Below are 16,713 nucleotides of genomic sequence, written 5' to 3'. Positions count from 1 at the left end.
CCGAGTCGACCCCGCGTGAACGACGCGCGGTGCGCGTGGGGCTCGCACCGAGGAGAGCACGCATGCGTCGCAGCAAGTGGTTCATTGGACTGATGGTGACAGCCCTGTCCGCGAGCGGTTGTGGACAGGACGTTTCCTCCTCACAGGGTGAGGGCCCGGGCAGCGTGATGAAGGCCCCGCTCCTCGCGGAGTGGGCGGTGGGCGTCGCCTATGCGGTGGGTGCGCAGGTCACCTACGGCGGCCGGCTCTACCAGTGCCGTCAGCCGCACACGTCACAGGCGGACTGGACGCCTCCGGCCGTCGCGGCCCTGTGGCTGGACCTGGGACCCTCGGGAGGCGGTGACACCACCGCGCCCACCGTCTCGTTGAATGCCAGCGCGACGAACATCACCGCGCCGGGCTCGCTCACGCTGACGGCCACCGCCACGGACAACGTGGGCGTATCCCGCGTGGAGCTGCTGGAGAACGGCACCGTCGTCTCCACGGGCAACAGCTACACGCGCAACTTCTCCGGCTCCGCGCAGAACGGCACCTATACGTACGTCTTCAGGGCCTTCGACGCGGCCGGCAACGTGGGCACGCAGCAGGTCAGCGTCACGGTGGCCATCACCATTCCCGGTGACACCACCGCGCCCACCGTCACGCTGAATGCCAGCACCACGAACATCACCGCCCCGGGCTCCGTCACGCTGACGGCCACGGCCACGGACAACGTGGGCGTGTCGCGGGTGGAGCTGCTGGAGAATGGCACCGTCGTCTCCACGGGCAACAGCTTCACGCGCAGCTTCTCCAGCTCCGGGCAGAACGGCTCCTACAACTACGTCTTCAGGGCCTTCGACGCGGCCGGCAACGTGGGGACCCGCGAGGTCCCCGTCACGGTGGCGATTCCCGGCGGCAACCCGAGCAAGCGCATCGTGGGGTACTTCACCCAGTGGGGCATCTACGGCCGCAACTACCAGGTCGCCCACATCCCCGCGGCCAAGCTGACGCACATCAACTACGCGTTCTCCAACATCTCCGCGGATGGCAGGTGCGTGCTCGGTGACGTGTTCGCGGACATCGACAAGGGCGGCGGCTGGGCGGGCGAGTGGGACCCGGGACAGCTGCGCGGCAACTTCCGCGCCTTCAAGGAGCTGAAGCGGACGCAGACGCACCTCAAGGTGCTCATCTCCGTCGGTGGCTGGACGTGGTCGAAGTACTTCTCACAGGTGGCGGCCTCGGCGGCGTCCCGCACGGCGTTCGTGAAGTCCTGCGTCGACCTGTTCATCAAGGGCCAGTACCCCGGCGTGGACCCGGTGAATGGCGCGGGCGTCTTCGACGGCATCGACATCGACTGGGAGTACCCGGTGGGCGGCGGCCTGCCCGGCAACACCAACAGCCCGGCGGACAAGCAGAACTACACGCTGTTGATGGCGGAGTTCCGCAGCCAGCTCAACGCGGTGACGACGCAGACGGGCAAGCCGTACCTGCTCACCATCGCCACGGGCGCGTCGCCGGACCTGCTCGCGAACAAGCAGGAGACGAAGAACCTGTCCAACATCCTCGATTGGATCAACGTGATGAGCTACGACTATCACGGCGCCTTCGAGAGCACGGTGAACTTCCACTCGGCGCTCAACCGGGTGACGGGGGACCCGATGGCGAACACGGGCTTCTACACGGACGGCTCGGTGGCGAAGATGCTCGAACTGGGCGTCGCGCCGAACAAGATTGTCGTCGGTGTTCCGTTCTACGGCCGTGGCTGGGGCGGCGTACCGAACGTGAACAACGGCCTGTTCCAGAGCGGCGTGCCAACGCGCGGCACCTGGGATGATGGTCAGTCCGGCCTGACGGGCGTGTTCGACTACAAGGACGTGAAGGCCAACTACGAGCGCGCCGGCTCCGGGTACACCAAGTTCACCCACCCCGAGGCGAAGCAGGCCTACGTCTACAGCCCGTCCACCGGGGTGTGGATTGCGTATGACGACCCGCAGACGCTCCACGCGAAGTCGGACTACATCCTGAGCAAGAACCTGGGCGGCGCGATGTTCTGGGAGCTGAGCGGCGACGACGGCACCCTCGTCGACGTCCTCTACCAGCGCCTGCACTGAGGACACCCGACGGATGTGACAGCCCGCTTCCAGGCGACGGGACACCCGGTCCGGTGTCTCGTCTCCCTGGGGGTGAGCAGGCCGTGGATTGCGAGGCGGGCCTGAAGCCGGCGAACGCACCACGGCATGTCTCCCACGAGCAGCCGAGCCCCAGCGCTCACCGCAACCGGCGACACGCGGCGGTCTTCACCGCCAGATGCACACGGACTCCCGAGGCCACGCCCAGCTCACGCACCGAGGCCTCGGTGAGTCGCACCACCCACCGCGTGCCCACGATGTCCACCGTGGCCGCGGCCTCCCGTGCCCCCGCGCCCTCCACGCCCACCACGGTGCCCGCAAGCACGTTGCGCGCGGACACTCCCGACAGCGGCCCCATGGACAACAGGATGTCCTCGGCTGGCACCGCGTAGGCCGCTCTCGTGCCTGGCGGTAACTCCGGTGCATCGGGAACCCAGAGCGACAAGCCTTCCGTCACCCGCAACCGGGTGCCACCCTCGGACGGTCGCTCCAGCACGCCTTCGAGGATGTTCTCCTCACCCTCGGACTCCGCAGCCAGCAGTCCGCGCGCGGACGCACCGAGCACCTCGGACGCGGGCCCCGCCGCTCGCACGCGCCCGTCCTCCAGCAGCAGGGCTTCCTTCGCCAGCACCCGCGCCTCGCCAAGCTGATGCGTCACGTACAACATCGGCACGCGCGCTTCGTCCCGCACGCGCAAGAGGTACGGCAGCACGCGCTCCTTCAGCGTCACGTCCAGCGCGGCCAGCGGCTCGTCGAGCAACAACAGCGCCGGGTCGGTGGCCAGCGCTCGCGCCAGCGCCACGCGCTGCTTCTCGCCTCCCGACAACGTGGCCGGATAACGGTGCAGCAGCGGCCCCAACTCCAGCAGCGCCACGGCTTCCTCGACACGCGACGGCCGGCCCGCGCGCGCGCCATAGCGCACGTTCTGCTCCGCCGTGAGGTGCGGGAACAACAGCGCGTCCTGCGGCACGTACCCCATGCGCCGTGCCTCCGGCGCCATGTCCACGCCCGCTGCGCTGTCCAGAAGCACGCGCCCGCCCACGACGACTCGCCCGCGCGCGCCGCGTCGAAGCCCCGCGAGAATCTCCAGCAGCGACGTCTTCCCGGAGCCCGAGCGGCCCAGCACCGCCACCGACGCGCCCTCCAACCGCACGTCGACCTCCAGCGCGAAGCGCGCCAGCGGCAAGCGCACGGACAACTCCAGGCTCACGCGCTCACCCGCCGTCCCCGCCATCGCGTCAGCCCCTCCGTGGCATACACCGCCACGAAGGCCAGGAGCGCCGCCACACCCGCCAACCGGAGCGCCTGCGCGTCCTGCCCCAATTGCGTGTACTGGAAGATGGCGAGCGACAACGTCTGCGTGCGCCCGGGGATGTTCCCCGCCACCAGCACCGTCGCGCCGAACTCACCCAGCGCGCGAGAGAAGGCCAGGAGCGCGCCCACCGCCACCCCGCGCCACGCCAGGGGCAGTGTCACTCGGAAGAACGCCCGTGCCCGCGAGTCCCCCAACGTGCGCGCCACCGCCACCAGTCTCGGGTCCACCTCCTCGAAGCCCGAGCGCGCCGAGCGAACCAGCAACGGGAACGCCATCACCGCGCTGGCCAGCACCACCGCCCCGGGCGTGAAGACCACCTCCACGCCCACCGCATCCAGCAAACGTCCCAACGGACCATTGCGGCCCAGGAGTTCCAGCAACACCAGGCCCACCGCCGTCGGAGGAAGCACCAGCGGCAGCGCGAGCACCGTGTCCACCACGCCCCGCCCCGGGCCTCGCCAGCGCGCGAGCGCGTACGCCGCCGCCACTCCGGGCGGAAGGATGATGAGCGTGGCCACCGCCGCCACCGTCACCGTGAAGAGCACCAGTCCCGTCGTGTCGTCCGTCACTTCGCGGACTCTCCACCATCTGGAGCGAGCACGACGAAGCCATGTCGCTGGAAGGCCGCTTTCGCGGGCTCGGACTGGAGGAAGCGCACGAAGGCCCGGCCGACCTCGGGTGCCTTGCCCTTCGTCAGCGCCGCCACCGGATAGACGATGCGGGGCGCGTCCGTCGCGGGGACCTCGAAGGCCACGCGCACCTTCTTCGACTGCGCCGCGTCTGTCGCATACACCACACCCGCATCCACGCGGCCCGCCTCCACCGCCGCCAGCGCGGCCCGTACATCCAGCGCCGGCACCACCCGGGGCGCCAGGTCCTTCCACAGCCCCGCCTTCTCCAGCCACGCCTTCGCGTACACCCCCGCGGGGACGATGGCGGGGTCCGCCAACACCAGCCGCTTCAACCCCTTCAGTGACTCCGGCCCGACGAGCTTCCGCTTCGAGTCGAGCGGGATGACGACCACCAGCCGGTTGGACAACAGGTCGACTCGCGTCCCGGGTTGCACCAGACCCGCTTTCTGGACGGCCTCCATCCTCGCCACATCCGCCGAGAGGAAGGCATCCGCCGGAGCTCCCGCCATCGCCTGACGTGCCAGGTCTCCAGACGAGCCCAGCGCCAACACCACTGAATGCCCCGTGGCCTTCGTGAAGGCGGGCCGCAGCTCCTGGAGCACGTCCGTGGTGCTGGCCGCGGCGAAGACGAGCCCTTCTTCGGCGTTCGCGGCTCCTCCCAGGAGCATCAGGGTCAGCACGCACAGCCTGGACATGGTACGCACTCCTGGACGCTCCTCTTGCTCCCCCCAACGGGGAGCGCATTGTCCGCACGGCTGCCCACGCCGTGACAACGGGTTGACCCGTGGGGCCCTGCCCGCTAAGCCATACTCCGTGTCACGGAATATCCACCCTAAAGAGGATGAGGACATCTCGGCGGACGTGCTGAAGCTTCAGCAGCTCCTGCTCGCGCTGGGCCGGCGCCGTTCGCTCCGTGACCCCATCGCCAGCACCTGCGAGCAGCTCCAGTTCACGCCCCCGCAGGTGCATGCGCTGCTCTGGCTCGGCCAGGACGGCTCGCTCACGATGGGCGAGCTTGCTCGCCGACTGGGCGTCACCGAGAAGACCGTCACCGGGCTCGTCGACCGGCTGGAGCGCGAGGGCCACCTGATGCGCGAGCGCAGCGCGGCCGACCGCCGCGTGGTCCGCTGTCGGCTCACGCCCGACGGCTTGCAGACCTACCAGCGGCTCGAGCGCTTCATGACGCAGGGCATGGGGCAGCTGCTCTCCATCCTCGACGGCGTCGACCGCAAGGCGCTCTTCCGCATCCTGGAGAAGCTGCTGCGCCGGATGGACACGCTGGGGCCTCCGAGCGCCGCGACGACAGCGCGCGAGCGCTCGGCCTGAAGCCCGTGGAGCGGGCGAGCAAGGCCCGCTTCCTCGTGCCTTCTCCCGCCAGGGGCCCCACCTCAAGTGACACGCGGCGTCTTTCGCGCCGGCAGGGCCCGGTGCTTCTTCCGACGGACGACTTCCGCACCATGGCAGCGCGGCGTTGATGCGAGGGGAGGAACGCGATGAAGGGAAGCAGACGCGTCGTGGCCGTGGGCCTGGTCCTGACACTCGCGGGCTGCCGCCGGGAGCAGGAAGAAGCGCCGCCCGCCCCGCCGCCCTCCGCGCGGCAGGAGCCCGCGGCGCCGTCACCCGAGGCGGCTCCGGAGGGCACGGCTCCCGCGAAGCAGCCGATGCCGCCGGACATGCGCGGGGCGCTCGCGTCCATCGCGCCGCTGGTGGAGTCGGTGAAGTCGGCCGTCGTCAACGTGGAGGTGCGAGAGGCCTCACCCGCGCGCGGCCCTCGTCGGGGCTCTCCCTGGAATGGAGGGGGACCGGGCGCTCCGTTCGGCGGCGGCATGCCCTTTGGTTCTCCGTTCGAGGACCCGCGTGAGGAAGGGCCGCGCCAGGGCCTGGGCTCCGGCTTCGTCATCGACGCTCGGGGGTTGGTGCTCACCAACAACCACGTGGTGGCGGATGCCACGGAGATACGCGTTCAGTTTCCCGACGGACGCGAGCTGGACGCGAAGGTGCTGGGGACAGACCCGCTCACGGACGTGGCGGTGCTCCAGCTCAAGGGAGATGTGAAGGGGCTCCCGGTGGTGAAGCTGGGCGACTCGGACGCGCTGCGCGTGGGCGATTGGGTGGTGGCCATCGGCAACCCCTTTGGACTCGCCTCCAGCGTCAGCCTGGGCATCGTCTCCGCCAAGGCCCGCGACATCCAGGTGGGGCCCTTCGACGACTTCCTCCAGACGGACGCCGCCATCAACCCGGGCAACTCCGGCGGGCCGCTGTTCAACCTCCACGGCGAGGTGGTGGGCATCAACACGGCCATCGTCGGCCAGGGCTCCGGCATCGGCTTCGCCGTGCCCAGCACGCTCGTGAAGGAGCTCTTGCCCCAGTTGGAGAAGGATGGCGCCGTCACGCGGGGCTGGCTGGGCGTCGCCGTGCAGGATTTGACGGCGGACCTGGGCAGCGCGCTGGGGGTGTCCAAGGGCGAGGGCGCCATCGTCACCGAGGTAAACGAAGGCACGCCCGCCGCCGAGGCCGGGCTGAAGCCGGATGACATCATCGTCGCGGCGGGGGGACGCCCCGTCACCTCTGGCCGCGCCCTCACGCGCACGGTGGCGCTCAAGGCGCCGGGCTCCGAGCTGCCGCTCACCGTGTACCGAGGTGGGAAGAAGACGGAGCTGAAGGCGAAGCTGGGCACGCGGCCGGACCTGGAGGGCGTGGCCTCGCGCAAGCCGCCGGAGGAGCACGCGGAGCCGCCGCACCAGCGCGTGGGACTGAGCCTGTCGGACATGGACCCCAGGCTCTCGCGAGCGCAGGAGCTGCCGCGCGCGGGCGCGTTGGTGACAGACGTGGTGCCGGGCTCCAGCGCCGAGCGCTCCGGGTTGCTGCCGGGCATGGTGGTGGTGGAGGCGCGAGGCCAACCCGTGCGACGGGCGACGGACCTGGCGCGCGTGCTGAAAGAGGCCGAGCCGGGCGAGTCCGTGCTGCTGCGCGTGGCGGTGCCCGGAGGCCGGCGCGAGCTGCGCGCGCTCACCGCGCCGGAGTCGTGACGTCCGGCCCCGCGTCCCCAGGCGCGCGGGCCCACAACACGCGAGGGTGCAGCACCAGCGCGACGGCCTCGCGCACCGTCCAGTAGAAGCGGTCCACCCAGTGCAGGTTGCGCTCGGTCTCCAGCGCGGGGCTCGTGCTCACCTCGAAGCCATTGAGCCGGAAGTACTGCCGCGCGCGCAGCAGGTGGTACGGGTCGGAGACGACCACCACGCGCCGCGCGCCCAACTCACGCAGCAGCTTCGCCGTCAGGCGGGCGTTGTCCTCCGTGGAGTGGCTCGACTCCTCCAGCACGCACGCCTCCTCGGGGACGCCCAGTTGGGTCGCGAGCGTCAGCATCACCCGCGCCTCCGAGGGCGGATGCACACCCACGCCACCGGAGAAGACGAGCCGGGGCGCCACGCCACGTCGGTACAGCTCCACCGCCTTCTCCGTGCGGGCCCGCAGCGCGCCGGACGGCACCCCGCCCGCCAGCACGCGCGCGCCCAGCACCACCACGGCGTCGGAGGGCTCCGCGCGCTCGCGCTGCCCAAAGCGGTCCACCACCCACGCCAGGCCGAACACGCCGCACGACGCCACACCCACGGACACCACGAGCAGTCGACGCACGCGTCCGGGCCGCGCGCTCAGCGAAGTTGGAGGCACGAGCCGCACGTTAGCCGCGCGCAGCCCGCCTCGACGACTTTCCTCAAGGCTCGAAGCCTCCGAGGAACAGCTCCCGCCCACCGCCTCCGGGCTCGCCCAGCGCCACCGTCCCGAACTCCATCGCGGAGAGCCGCGTGCCCAGCAAGGCGCTCGCCCCCTTCTTCGACGACGAGACGAAGAAGCGCTCCTCGGAGACCTCTCCGACGCCCGACGGCGCCATGGCGAAGCCTCGCGCCCAGCGCACCCCACCGTCCACGCGGTCCAGCTTCACCATGAAGAGATTGAGCGTGCTGCCCGGCGCGCCCACCACGGCCCCCGCGCCCAGGTCGTCACCGTGTGCGTAGCGGCCCACGACGACGGCGCCGTCGTGCTCGTCCATCGCGATGCCCAGCCCCTGGAAGCCGAAGGCCCGAGCCCAGCGCGGTGTGCCCTCCCGGTCGAACGCGGCCACGAAGGCCTCGCTCCCGCCCGGCTCCACTTCGTGCGTCTTCCCCTCGAACGTCAGCGGTTCGGAGAACGCGCCCGTCACCAGCACGCGGTCGCCGTGCACCGCCACCCCGGTGGCCCCGCCGGACGCAGTGTCGAGTCGTCGCTCCCACAGCGGGCGCCCGCGAGGGTCCAGCTTGAGCAGGAACGGCTGCGCGTCGAGCGTCACCGGCGAGCGCGGGGGATGCAGCAGCCCCGTGACGTAGAGGGAGCCCTCGCGGTCCGCCGCCACGCCGGTGGCCGCTCCCGGCTCCGGGTGCGCGTACGTCCACAAGTAGCCGCCCCTCGCGTCCACCTTCACCAGCGCGGCAACCCCGCCGAGCTTCGCGTCGGGAAGCGTGCCCGCCAGCACCACGTTGCCCAGCAGGTCCACCTCCGCGCGCTGGAGGACGAAGTCGGGCGAGACGCCCAGCGACACCAGACTCCGAGCCCAGACGAAGTCTCCCTCCCGTCCCAGCTTGAGCAGGAAGCGTCCCGCCGGCAGAGGCCCTCCGCCCAGGTCCGCGCCCGCCGGATTGCGGCCCGCGACGAACACGTGTCCGCGGGAGCTCACCGCGACGACCTCCGCGAAGCCCGGCAGGGAGACGGACCACATCCGCTCTCCCCCCGTGCCGTACTTCGCCACGCCGAAGGTCTTTGGCGCGGCGGTTCCGGAAGCGGGTACCAGCAACGGACCGAAGAGGTCCGCCACCGCGTCCTCCGAATCGAGGGCCAGCACCAGGTTGCCGCGCGTGTCGTGCGCGAGCCCCACCGCGGACTCCCGGCCCGCGCCCGTCAAGGCGCGCAGCCAGCGCGTCCTTCCCGTCAGCGACCCTGCCTGTGGGGCGCGCACGACGGCCGGCGGGCTCTCGACGGAGGGACTCGGGCCCACCGCCTCGGACTGCTGACAGGCCATGACCAGCAACGCCAGCGCCTGGCAGGCCCTGCTGCCCCGTGCCCCATGAAGCATTGCGTCGTGCCCCCACCCGCCCCGTACAGGCCCGTGGAATCTCGAAGAAGTGACGGGCAGGGTGGGGATGCGACCTGGCGGGCGCGAGGTGCCCTCGAGTCCGAGAAGACGGCTCGCCGCTGGACGGAGGGCCCATGCGTGGGCTCCAATCCGACAGGTGATGACCCAGGATGAAGTGACGAAGGTGCTGTCGGACGTGGAGTTGGTGCCGTGCGCGGAGATGGCGCTGGCGGACGCCCGACGGCTGGTGGAGGCCTGTCTGGAGGCGGACGTCCCCGCGCTGGTACACCGCGAGGCGTGCGCGAAGCCCGGGTGCAGCCCGAAGTTCCAGGTGCTGGTGCGCCCCGAGGACGGCCTGCGCGTGGCGACGCTGCTCCAGCAACGTTGGATGGACAGCATCCAGCGCGAGGGCGTGCTGGCGGACGGCGCCTCGCCCTTCGCATTGCCCGCGACGGAGGACGGTGAGCCGCCGTGTCCGGCCTGCGGCACCGTGGCGCCCCTGGTCGCCGGAGCCTGCGCCGACTGCGGTCTTCAGCTCGAGTAGCAGGCAGGCGTCGCCTGCGCGCGACGTTGTCGCACCCTATCCTTCCCGTGGAAGCCGGGACGGACTCCCCCGAGCGCGGCCCCGCGCGGGGTCAGGCAGTGGAGGCACACGGATGGAAGTCAAAGGCGTGGCGTTCCTGGCGCGACAGCAGATGGCGATGCAGTCCCACGGCGAGAAGGCGTGGAAGGACTTCATCGCGGACATCAAGAAGAAGGAGCCCGTCTTCGCGCAGCCCGTCCTCCCGGTGACGCGCATCCCGGTGGATGCGTTCCTGCGGCTCAACGAGGAGCTGCTCCAGCGCTTCTACGGAGGAGACCCCAACGCGTGGTGGCAGTTCGGCATCAAATCCGCCGAGTACGCGCTGGGCCAGGGGCAGCTCAAGGCGATGTTCAGCCCGGGTGACTTCCGCCGCTTCCTCTTCTTCACGCCCGGCATCTGGAAGGGCTACTTCACCGAGGGCGAGCTGGAGGTGCTGCCGGGAGCTGGCCACACGGACCTGCACATCATCAAGGTGCCCAAGCCGCACGTGTACTTCGAGCTGTCGGTGATGGGCTTCGCGTGGGGCGGCCTGACGGTGCTCGGCGCGAAGGACCTGAAGCACGAGGTCCTCAAGGGCTACAGCCGGGGAGACCCGGACGTGCTCTACCGCTTCAACGTGAGCTGACCTTCCGCGTCCGTGGGAGGAAGCACGTCCAGCCGCAGGTCCGCGACGACGGGGTAGTGGTCCGACGCGGCGACCCGCAGCACGCGGCTGGCCACGGGCGTGAAGGCATCACAGGCCAGCACGTAGTCGATGCGCAGCGTGGGCAGGAACAGGGGCATCGGGTAGGTGCCCCTGGCTCCGCCGGTGGCGGCGACGACGTCGCGCAAATCGCGGCGCAGCAGGCGCACCGAGTGCGAGTCCGGGTCGTCGTTGAGGTCACCCAGGAGCAGTCGAGGCCGGGAGTCCTGGGCGAGCAGTCGGGCCACGTAGCCGCTCTGGCGCAGGCGCGTGGCGTTGTTGAAGGGGCGGCGGATGAGATGCGTGAGGTAGACGCTCACCTCGCGACCATCCACGGACACGACGGCGTGCGCGAGCGTGCGCGGCTCCGCGCCCGAGGGCACGGGCAGCGGGTACTGCGCGAGCGACTCCAGTGGGAAGCGCGACAGGATGGCGATGCCGTAGGCGCCGCCATGCAGATCCGTGGTGCGGAAGTGGGCGCGGTGAGGCAGGCCGGTGAGGAGGGAGAGGGCCTCCACCTGGTCGATGCCGCCGGCGCGCCTGGAGCCGACGTCGACCTCCTGGAGCGCGACGAGGTCCGGCACGGAGGCGCGGATGACGCGGGCCACGCCATCGAGTCCACGGGCACCGGACTGGATGTTGAAGGTCATCACCCGCAGCGTCCCAGGCTCGCGGTGTACGGCGGCGAGCGGGACTTCCGGGGGGAGGAGACCGGGGCCTGTCGCACACGCGAGCGGCCCCAGCATGAGCAGCAGGGAGAGGAGGCGGAGGTGCATGGAGAGCGAGGGCGGGATGTTAGGCCGCGCCGTCGCTCACTGTCTCCCCGCCCCCCAGGTGCCTGATTGAGGAGCAGCCAGCCGCTTACGCGTCGCGGCGGCGCAGACGCGCGCCGAGCAGCAGCAGGGCTGCGCCCAGGAGGGGCACGCCACCGGCCGCGGCGCAGCCACCGCCGTCGTCCTCACCACCGCCGCCGCCGTCTCCGCCGTCGCCGACCTTCACCTTGAGCGTGGCGGTGTTGGACGCGTCACCGGTGTCCTCGTTGTTGCCGTTGGTCGAGTTGCCCGCGCCGAACAGGGTGAGCGTGGCGCCGGTGGACGGGGCGACGAGGGTGAAGTCGAAGCGCACCGTGCCGCTGGCGAAGGCCTTGGGCTGGGTGTGGGTGAGCTCGCCGGAGACCTTCTTGGAGCCGGTGCCGGCGGTGAGGGTGGCGGAGCCATCCGTGGCCACGTTGAAGCCGCCGCGAACGCCGGGGCCGCCGGTGATGACGAGGGCGTAGGTGCCCGTCTGGCCGGGCTCGAGGGACGCGGGTCCCTCGAGGGTCACGGTGGGCTTGGTACCCGTGGTCGAGTGGCACATCGAGCTCGCGCACGTCAGCGAGCTGTCCTTGCCGCTGTGGCCCGTCTGGCCGGTGGCGTAGGCGAGGGCGGAGCCGGAGACGAGGCACGCCGTCAGCGCGCCAGCCACTCCGAGAGACGGAAGAAACGACCGCATGAAGCCTCCAGGTGGAAAACCATGAAAAATGGAGAGCACGTCATAGCGCGACGCGCCAACGCTTCCCAGCATCCGTCAGGGTGTGACGCTCGCGTTGCATCCACGCGAGAGGACTCCAGATAGCCGGTATCAAAAAGGGTCGGCGGCGACCCGCGCCAAGGCCCTCGCGTCGCCCGTGTATCGCCAACACCGTGTGAGCCCTCAGCCCGCGAGCCGGTGGAACGCCTCGCGCAGTGCCTCGCGCGCGCCCGTCTCCTGCACGTCTCCGTGGCACACCACCACCTGCTTCACGTCCCACGCGAGCACCCGCTCCAGCGACGCCTTCACCGCCACCCGGTCCTTCACCACCGCCTTGGTGATGAACGTGGGCGCAAGCCGCTGCCACGCGCCACAGAGCTTCAGATACGTGCGCGTGAGCCACGAGCCCGTCTGGTGAAAGTTGAACGCCAGGTCCGTGAGCAGCACCGTGCCAGTGGGCCGGTGGAAGAACACGAACTCGTCCAGCTTCGGCATTCCCTTCACCTGCACCTGGTCGATGACCCCCGCCCAACCCGCGTCCGCCGCGTCCCCCAACTCCAGGTCGATGCGCAAATCCTTCCGCTTCGCCCTCAGGCTCGCCGGCGCCACCACGCGCGCCTCCGGATAGGCCGCCGCCCATTCCCCCACCCGCAGGTGGTGCATCAGGTTGGGCGCGACCAGGAAGCGCACCGGGCCCAGCGCGTCCACCGTCGCGCGCGCCTCGGGCGTGCAGGCGACCGGCGAGTGCACCCACAGCCCCCCGCCCGGCAGGCGGATGACCGTCATCCGTCCCCCCAGGTCGAACGCCCCCATCCGGAAGGGAACCGCCAGGGAATGAACCTCTCCAGCCACGGCGCGCAGCATGTCTTCCTCCTGGGACGACCACGGGACAGCCGGGGCATCCTCGCCGCCCTCCGAAAGCCCTCGCAACGTGAACGACCCACCCTGGGACGAGCCGAGGGACGTCCTGGGACGACTGGAGCGTTGATTTCCGGGTGGCCAAAGCGTAGGCAACCGTCCTCTTTCAACGACTTGAAAAGGTGCTCAGCACATGGCCGATAAGCTCACGCCCCGAGAGAAGGGCTTTTCCGAGTGGTACGTCGACCTGGTCCAGAAGGCGAAGCTCGCCGACTACTCGGACGTGAAGGGCTGCATGGTCATCCGTCCCAACGGCTACGCGCTGTGGGAGAACATGCAGCGCGTCCTGGACAAGATGTTCAAGGACCTGGGCCACAAGAACGCCTACTTCCCGCTGCTCATCCCCGAGAGCTACCTCAAGAAGGAAGCCGAGCACGTCGAGGGCTTCAACCCCCAGCTCGCCGTCGTCACCCACGCGGGCGGCGCCAAGCTCGAGGAGCCCTACGTCATCCGACCCACGTCGGAGACCATCATCAACCGCAGCTTCGCCAAGTGGGTGCAGAGCTATCGGGATTTGCCCCTGCTCATCAACCAGTGGGCGAACGTGATGCGCTGGGAGATGCGCACGCGCCTGTTCCTGCGCACCACCGAGTTCCTCTGGCAGGAAGGCCACACCTGTCACGAGACGGAAGAGGACGCGGAGAAGGAGACGCTCCAGATGCTGGAGGTCTACCGGACGTTCTCCGAGGACTACATGGCCATGCCCGTGATGACGGGCCGCAAGTCGGAGTCGGAGCGGTTCGCCGGCGCCCTGCGCACGTACAGCATCGAAGCCATGATGCAGGACAAGAAGGCGCTGCAGGCCGGCACCAGCCACAACCTGGGCCAGAACTTCGCCAAGGCCTTCGACACCAAGTTCCAGGGTCGCGACGGCCGCGAGCACTTCGTCTGGCAGACGTCCTGGGGCGTGTCCACGCGCCTCATCGGCGGCCTCATCATGACCCACTCGGATGACTCGGGCCTCATCGTCCCGCCGAAGCTGGCGGCCACGCACGTGGTCATCATCCCCATCTTCGGCAAGGCGACCGACACGGAGAAGGCCCAGGTGCTGGAGAAGAGCCACGCGCTCGCCGCCGACCTGCGCAAGTCGGGCCTGGGCGTGGTGGTGGACGACGACGACAGCAAGGGCCCCGGCTTCAAGTACTTCGAGCACGAGCTGGTGGGCACCTGCGTGCGCATCGAGATTGGCCCCAAGGACCTGGCCAAGGGCACCTGCGTCATGGTGCGCCGTGACTTGAAGGTGAAGGAGTTCATCCCGCTGGGCGAGGCCGCCGCCAAGGCCCAGTCGATGCTGGACCAGATGCAGAAGGACCTCTTCCAGAAGGCGAAGACGTTCCGCGACGAGCACACCTTCGAGGTCAACTCCTACGAGGAGATGAAGGAGAAGGCGGACGCGGGCTTCCTGCTCGCGCACTGGAACCTGGACCCCAAGGTGGAGGCGCGCATCAAGGAAGAGACGGGCCTGACCACGCGCAACCGTCCCTTCGCGCTCAAGCAGGAGCCGGGCAAGTGCGTCGTCACCGGCGAGGACTCGCCGGGCCGCATCGTGTTCTCCAAGGCGTACTGAGCCCCACCGCGAACGCGGCGTCATGACAGAGGGCCGTGGAGGGACTCCATCAGTCCCCCCTCGGCCCTTTGTCACACCTCGAAGGGCGTCTCCCGCTCGAACTCGCGGCTGGGGACGCCGACGATGGAGTAGTTGGGCGACTGGAGCGGCGGCATGCGCCGGACGATGCGGCGGTGGAACGTGCGGTGGCTGCCCCGGAACTTCCCGCTGTTGTAGACGCGCAACAGGTTCGCGGTGAACAGGCCGTTGAAGGCTCCGTCGCTGGAGAGCTGGTTGTCCTGGCACCCGGAGATGAGCAGCACCGTCGCCTTCGTCTTGCCGATGGGGTCCTCCTTCGGGAGCCCCGCCATGACGTCGTCGTAGAAGGCCTTGTTGTCCCGGTACGTGCGCAGGGCAATCGCCGTGGGCATGTCCTTGAAGCGCCGCTCTCCCGGCGTCGGGTCATGCAGCGTGTCCGCCAGCATCTCCAGGCTGCCGCTGCTCCTCAGCGCCGAGTACGCCACCCGGCTCACCGTGCCGCTGTGGCAGCTGTCGGAGAACATCAGCACGCGCACGCCCTGCTTCAGCTTGGACAGCGCGAGGTGGATTTCGTCGTCGATGAGCTCTCCGTCGTAGAGCACCCACGTCTCGTCCTGCGCGTCCGACTCGTCGCTGTTGCGGTCCGGGAGCTGCCCGCCGTGTCCGGAGTACGTCAGCAGGAACAGGTCTCCGGGTTGGAGCACGCGGGCCGCCTCGTCCATCTCCTTCAGGATGCGGCCCCGCGTCGCGTCCCGGGTGAGCACCTTGCGCACGGTGGAGAACTTCCGCTCCGTGGCGATGGCCACCATGTCCTCGGCGTCCGCCTCGCAGGCGACGAGCGCTCCGTCCCAGCCCGCGTAGTGCGCCGGGTCCACCAGATTCAACCCGATGTTCAACGAATATCCCTGAGCCATGGTCACACTCCTCCTGTCACCGGAGGGAGCGCGAGGCTTCCAGGTGTGAGCCCACCGGCCCCAGGGCGCCGAGCCTCCCCGCCCGGCCCCCGTCCGCTCAGCCCACCTCGCGCAACGCCTGCTTGCCCGGGACGAAGGTGGCCACGGGCTCGGACTTGCCCGCGACGGGCAGGGGCGCCGCGGGCTCGAAGCGCAGGGACGCATCGTCCTGGCAGAAGTGGCGCGTGGCCTCCGACACCAGCATGGCCACGCCCACCTTCTTCGTGAGCCCTTCGATGCGGCTGGCCAGGTTCACCGCGTCGCCAATCACCGTGTACTCGCGCCGCTGCGCGCTGCCCACGTCCCCCACCACCACGCGCCCCGTGTGGATGCCGATGCCGATTCGCAGCGGCTCCTCACCGCGCGCCACGCGCTCCGCGTTGAGCGTCTCCAGCGCCTCCAGCATGGCCAGCCCACACGCCACCGCGGCCTTCGGGTGCCCCGGCAAATCCAGCGGCGCGCCGAAGTACGCGAGGATGCCGTCACCGATGAACTTGTCGAGCGTCCCGCCATGGCGGAACACCACGTCCACCATGCGCGACAGGTACTCGTTGAGCAGCGCGACGACTTGTGGGCTGTCCATGCGCTCGGACATGGAGGTGAAGCCTCGGATGTCGGAGAACAGCAGCGTCACCTCGCGGTGCTCGCCACCGCCCGCCTCGGTGCCGTGCTGGGCAATCTGCCGGGCGACCTCGGGGGAGAAGTAGCGGCCCAGCCGCTCCAGCCGCACCTCCTCCTGTGCCACCTGCGTCACCAGCCCCAGCACCTGCCGGCTGATGAAGGCCGCCGCGAGCGCGCCCAGCGCCAGCACCAGCACCATGCCCGGCAGGAACGCCTGCCACTCCACCTGGGCCTGGAACACCAGCATCTTCTCCAGGCCGATGGCCACCACCGTGGCCAGCACGACGATGACGCGCGACAGCGTCACCAGCGACACGAGCACCACCAGCACGATGTACACGCCCAGCGTCAAGAGCGCGGTGGGCACCGCGTTGTCGTTGTTCGCCGTGCCGATGGCCAGTGACTGGAGGGCGAAGACAGCGGGCATGTCCAGGAAGACGAGCCCGAGCGCCGGGCGCCGCCCCAGGCGGGGAAAGCGGCGCGCGCCGGCCCACAGCACCACCGCCAGCGCCAGGTACGCGGCGAGCACCCCGAGCGGCGTGCGCCACTCGAACTGCCACGTCATCACCAGCCAGCTCGCCGTGCCCGCCGCGCGGACCCGGTTGAGCCACTCGCCCACCTGCGCGCGCCACCCTTCCAGGCGTCGCGCGAGCGTATCCTCGACATGGGAAAGCACCCGCATGAGGTCGCACGCTACCAC

At 70.0% G+C, this 16,713-nt stretch carries 16 protein-coding genes; 6 read left to right on the top strand and 10 right to left on the bottom strand.

Annotated elements, in window-relative coordinates; translation table 11 throughout:
• Nucleotides 1–62 precede the first annotated feature (62 nt).
• Nucleotides 63–2,090 (top strand): glycosyl hydrolase family 18 protein, encoded by a 2,028-nt coding sequence (locus tag HUA76_RS12035; RefSeq protein WP_174460888.1) that lies wholly within the window; start codon nucleotides 63–65, stop codon nucleotides 2,088–2,090.
• A 157-nt stretch (nucleotides 2,091–2,247) separates the two neighbouring features.
• Here HUA76_RS12035 and modC read toward each other — a convergent pair whose 3' ends face one another.
• From modC to modA, 3 genes are read right to left on the bottom strand one after another with little or no spacing between them, the layout of a single operon-like run.
• Nucleotides 2,248–3,342 carry a molybdenum ABC transporter ATP-binding protein gene (modC, locus tag HUA76_RS12030; protein WP_217439539.1) on the bottom strand — a complete coding sequence of 365 codons (1,095 nt, stop codon included), beginning with the start codon at nucleotides 3,340–3,342 and terminating at the stop codon, nucleotides 2,248–2,250.
• Entirely contained in the window at nucleotides 3,315–3,992 is a 678-nt protein-coding gene (gene modB, locus HUA76_RS12025; protein WP_174454169.1) for a molybdate ABC transporter permease subunit, read from the bottom strand. The genes modC and modB overlap by 28 nt, the downstream gene beginning before the upstream one ends.
• A complete protein-coding gene (modA, locus tag HUA76_RS12020) occupies nucleotides 3,989–4,750 on the bottom strand; it encodes a molybdate ABC transporter substrate-binding protein (protein WP_217439538.1) in 762 nt (253 codons plus the stop codon). The genes modB and modA overlap by 4 nt, the downstream gene beginning before the upstream one ends.
• Before the next feature lie 118 nt (nucleotides 4,751–4,868).
• Here modA and HUA76_RS12015 point away from each other — a divergent pair, with 118 nt between their 5' ends.
• Complete coding sequence (locus HUA76_RS12015) at nucleotides 4,869–5,381, top strand: MarR family transcriptional regulator (protein WP_174454167.1); 513 nt, start codon at nucleotides 4,869–4,871, stop codon at nucleotides 5,379–5,381.
• Between the two features lie 167 nt (nucleotides 5,382–5,548).
• Entirely contained in the window at nucleotides 5,549–7,084 is a 1,536-nt protein-coding gene (locus tag HUA76_RS12010) for a trypsin-like peptidase domain-containing protein (protein WP_174460887.1), read from the top strand.
• Here HUA76_RS12010 and HUA76_RS12005 read toward each other — a convergent pair.
• Together HUA76_RS12005 and HUA76_RS12000 are read right to left on the bottom strand one after the other, a co-directional pair.
• Nucleotides 7,065–7,727, bottom strand: a complete 663-nt coding sequence (locus HUA76_RS12005; RefSeq protein WP_141644579.1) for a YdcF family protein — start codon at nucleotides 7,725–7,727, stop codon at nucleotides 7,065–7,067. The two genes, HUA76_RS12010 and HUA76_RS12005, sit on opposite strands and share 20 nt — an antisense overlap.
• 43 nt (nucleotides 7,728–7,770) lie before the next feature.
• Complete coding sequence (locus HUA76_RS12000; RefSeq protein ID WP_174454164.1) at nucleotides 7,771–9,162, bottom strand: hypothetical protein; 1,392 nt, start codon at nucleotides 9,160–9,162, stop codon at nucleotides 7,771–7,773.
• A gap of 160 nt (nucleotides 9,163–9,322) precedes the next feature.
• Here HUA76_RS12000 and HUA76_RS11995 point away from each other — a divergent pair, with 160 nt between their 5' ends.
• Entirely contained in the window at nucleotides 9,323–9,706 is a 384-nt protein-coding gene (locus tag HUA76_RS11995; RefSeq protein WP_174454163.1) for a hypothetical protein, read from the top strand.
• A 112-nt stretch (nucleotides 9,707–9,818) separates the two neighbouring features.
• Nucleotides 9,819–10,370, top strand: a complete 552-nt coding sequence (locus HUA76_RS11990; protein WP_174454162.1) for a hypothetical protein — start codon at nucleotides 9,819–9,821, stop codon at nucleotides 10,368–10,370.
• Here HUA76_RS11990 and HUA76_RS11985 read toward each other — a convergent pair.
• From HUA76_RS11985 to HUA76_RS46270, 3 genes are all read right to left on the bottom strand, one after another.
• Nucleotides 10,349–11,203: an endonuclease/exonuclease/phosphatase family protein gene (locus tag HUA76_RS11985; RefSeq protein WP_174460886.1), complete on the bottom strand. Its 855-nt coding sequence runs from the start codon at nucleotides 11,201–11,203 to the stop codon at nucleotides 10,349–10,351. The genes HUA76_RS11990 and HUA76_RS11985 overlap by 22 nt on opposite strands.
• An 85-nt stretch (nucleotides 11,204–11,288) precedes the next feature.
• Nucleotides 11,289–11,918 (bottom strand): MXAN_6652 family MXYO-CTERM-anchored protein, encoded by a 630-nt coding sequence (locus tag HUA76_RS11980; protein ID WP_174460885.1) that lies wholly within the window; start codon nucleotides 11,916–11,918, stop codon nucleotides 11,289–11,291.
• 201 nt (nucleotides 11,919–12,119) lie between these two features.
• A complete protein-coding gene (locus tag HUA76_RS46270) occupies nucleotides 12,120–12,800 on the bottom strand; it encodes a DUF4336 domain-containing protein (protein WP_174454160.1) in 681 nt (226 codons plus the stop codon).
• Between the two features lie 187 nt (nucleotides 12,801–12,987).
• Here HUA76_RS46270 and proS point away from each other — a divergent pair, with 187 nt between their 5' ends.
• A complete protein-coding gene (gene proS / locus HUA76_RS11970) occupies nucleotides 12,988–14,421 on the top strand; it encodes a proline--tRNA ligase (RefSeq protein WP_141649056.1) in 1,434 nt (477 codons plus the stop codon).
• 71 nt (nucleotides 14,422–14,492) lie between these two features.
• On the opposite strand, the gene HUA76_RS11965 is transcribed toward proS, so the two are convergent.
• Together HUA76_RS11965 and HUA76_RS11960 are read right to left on the bottom strand one after the other, a co-directional pair.
• On the bottom strand, nucleotides 14,493–15,353 hold the full coding sequence (locus tag HUA76_RS11965) for a caspase family protein (protein WP_174460884.1): 861 nt from the start codon (nucleotides 15,351–15,353) through the stop codon (nucleotides 14,493–14,495).
• 97 nt (nucleotides 15,354–15,450) lie between these two features.
• Complete coding sequence (locus HUA76_RS11960; RefSeq protein WP_174460883.1) at nucleotides 15,451–16,695, bottom strand: adenylate/guanylate cyclase domain-containing protein; 1,245 nt, start codon at nucleotides 16,693–16,695, stop codon at nucleotides 15,451–15,453.
• Between the last annotated feature and the right edge of the window lie 18 nt (nucleotides 16,696–16,713).

The organism is Myxococcus sp. CA056 (assembly GCF_013336715.1).
Lineage (GTDB): Bacteria > Myxococcota > Myxococcia > Myxococcales > Myxococcaceae > Myxococcus > Myxococcus llanfairpwllgwyngyllgogerychwyrndrobwllllantysiliogogogochensis.
The sequence above is the reverse complement of the archived record's forward strand: the minus strand, read 5'-3'. Positions and strand labels throughout refer to the sequence as shown.

What these genes read in the sequence shown, in the direction of transcription:
- HUA76_RS11985 (WP_174460886.1), bottom strand. Translation starts at nt 11,203, where the DNA reads ATGCACCTCCGCCTCCTCTCCCTGCTGCTCATGCTGGGGCCGCTCGCG.
- proS (WP_141649056.1), top strand. Translation starts at nt 12,988, where the DNA reads ATGGCCGATAAGCTCACGCCCCGAGAGAAGGGCTTTTCCGAGTGGTAC.
- HUA76_RS12000 (WP_174454164.1), bottom strand. Translation starts at nt 9,162, where the DNA reads ATGCTTCATGGGGCACGGGGCAGCAGGGCCTGCCAGGCGCTGGCGTTG.
- HUA76_RS46270 (WP_174454160.1), bottom strand. Translation starts at nt 12,800, where the DNA reads ATGCTGCGCGCCGTGGCTGGAGAGGTTCATTCCCTGGCGGTTCCCTTC.
- modC (WP_217439539.1), bottom strand. Translation starts at nt 3,342, where the DNA reads ATGGCGGGGACGGCGGGTGAGCGCGTGAGCCTGGAGTTGTCCGTGCGC.
- modA (WP_217439538.1), bottom strand. Translation starts at nt 4,750, where the DNA reads ATGTCCAGGCTGTGCGTGCTGACCCTGATGCTCCTGGGAGGAGCCGCG.
- HUA76_RS12010 (WP_174460887.1), top strand. Translation starts at nt 5,549, where the DNA reads ATGAAGGGAAGCAGACGCGTCGTGGCCGTGGGCCTGGTCCTGACACTC.
- HUA76_RS11965 (WP_174460884.1), bottom strand. Translation starts at nt 15,353, where the DNA reads ATGGCTCAGGGATATTCGTTGAACATCGGGTTGAATCTGGTGGACCCG.
- HUA76_RS12035 (WP_174460888.1), top strand. Translation starts at nt 63, where the DNA reads ATGCGTCGCAGCAAGTGGTTCATTGGACTGATGGTGACAGCCCTGTCC.
- HUA76_RS11990 (WP_174454162.1), top strand. Translation starts at nt 9,819, where the DNA reads ATGGAAGTCAAAGGCGTGGCGTTCCTGGCGCGACAGCAGATGGCGATG.
- HUA76_RS11980 (WP_174460885.1), bottom strand. Translation starts at nt 11,918, where the DNA reads ATGCGGTCGTTTCTTCCGTCTCTCGGAGTGGCTGGCGCGCTGACGGCG.
- HUA76_RS11995 (WP_174454163.1), top strand. Translation starts at nt 9,323, where the DNA reads ATGACCCAGGATGAAGTGACGAAGGTGCTGTCGGACGTGGAGTTGGTG.
- HUA76_RS11960 (WP_174460883.1), bottom strand. Translation starts at nt 16,695, where the DNA reads ATGCGGGTGCTTTCCCATGTCGAGGATACGCTCGCGCGACGCCTGGAA.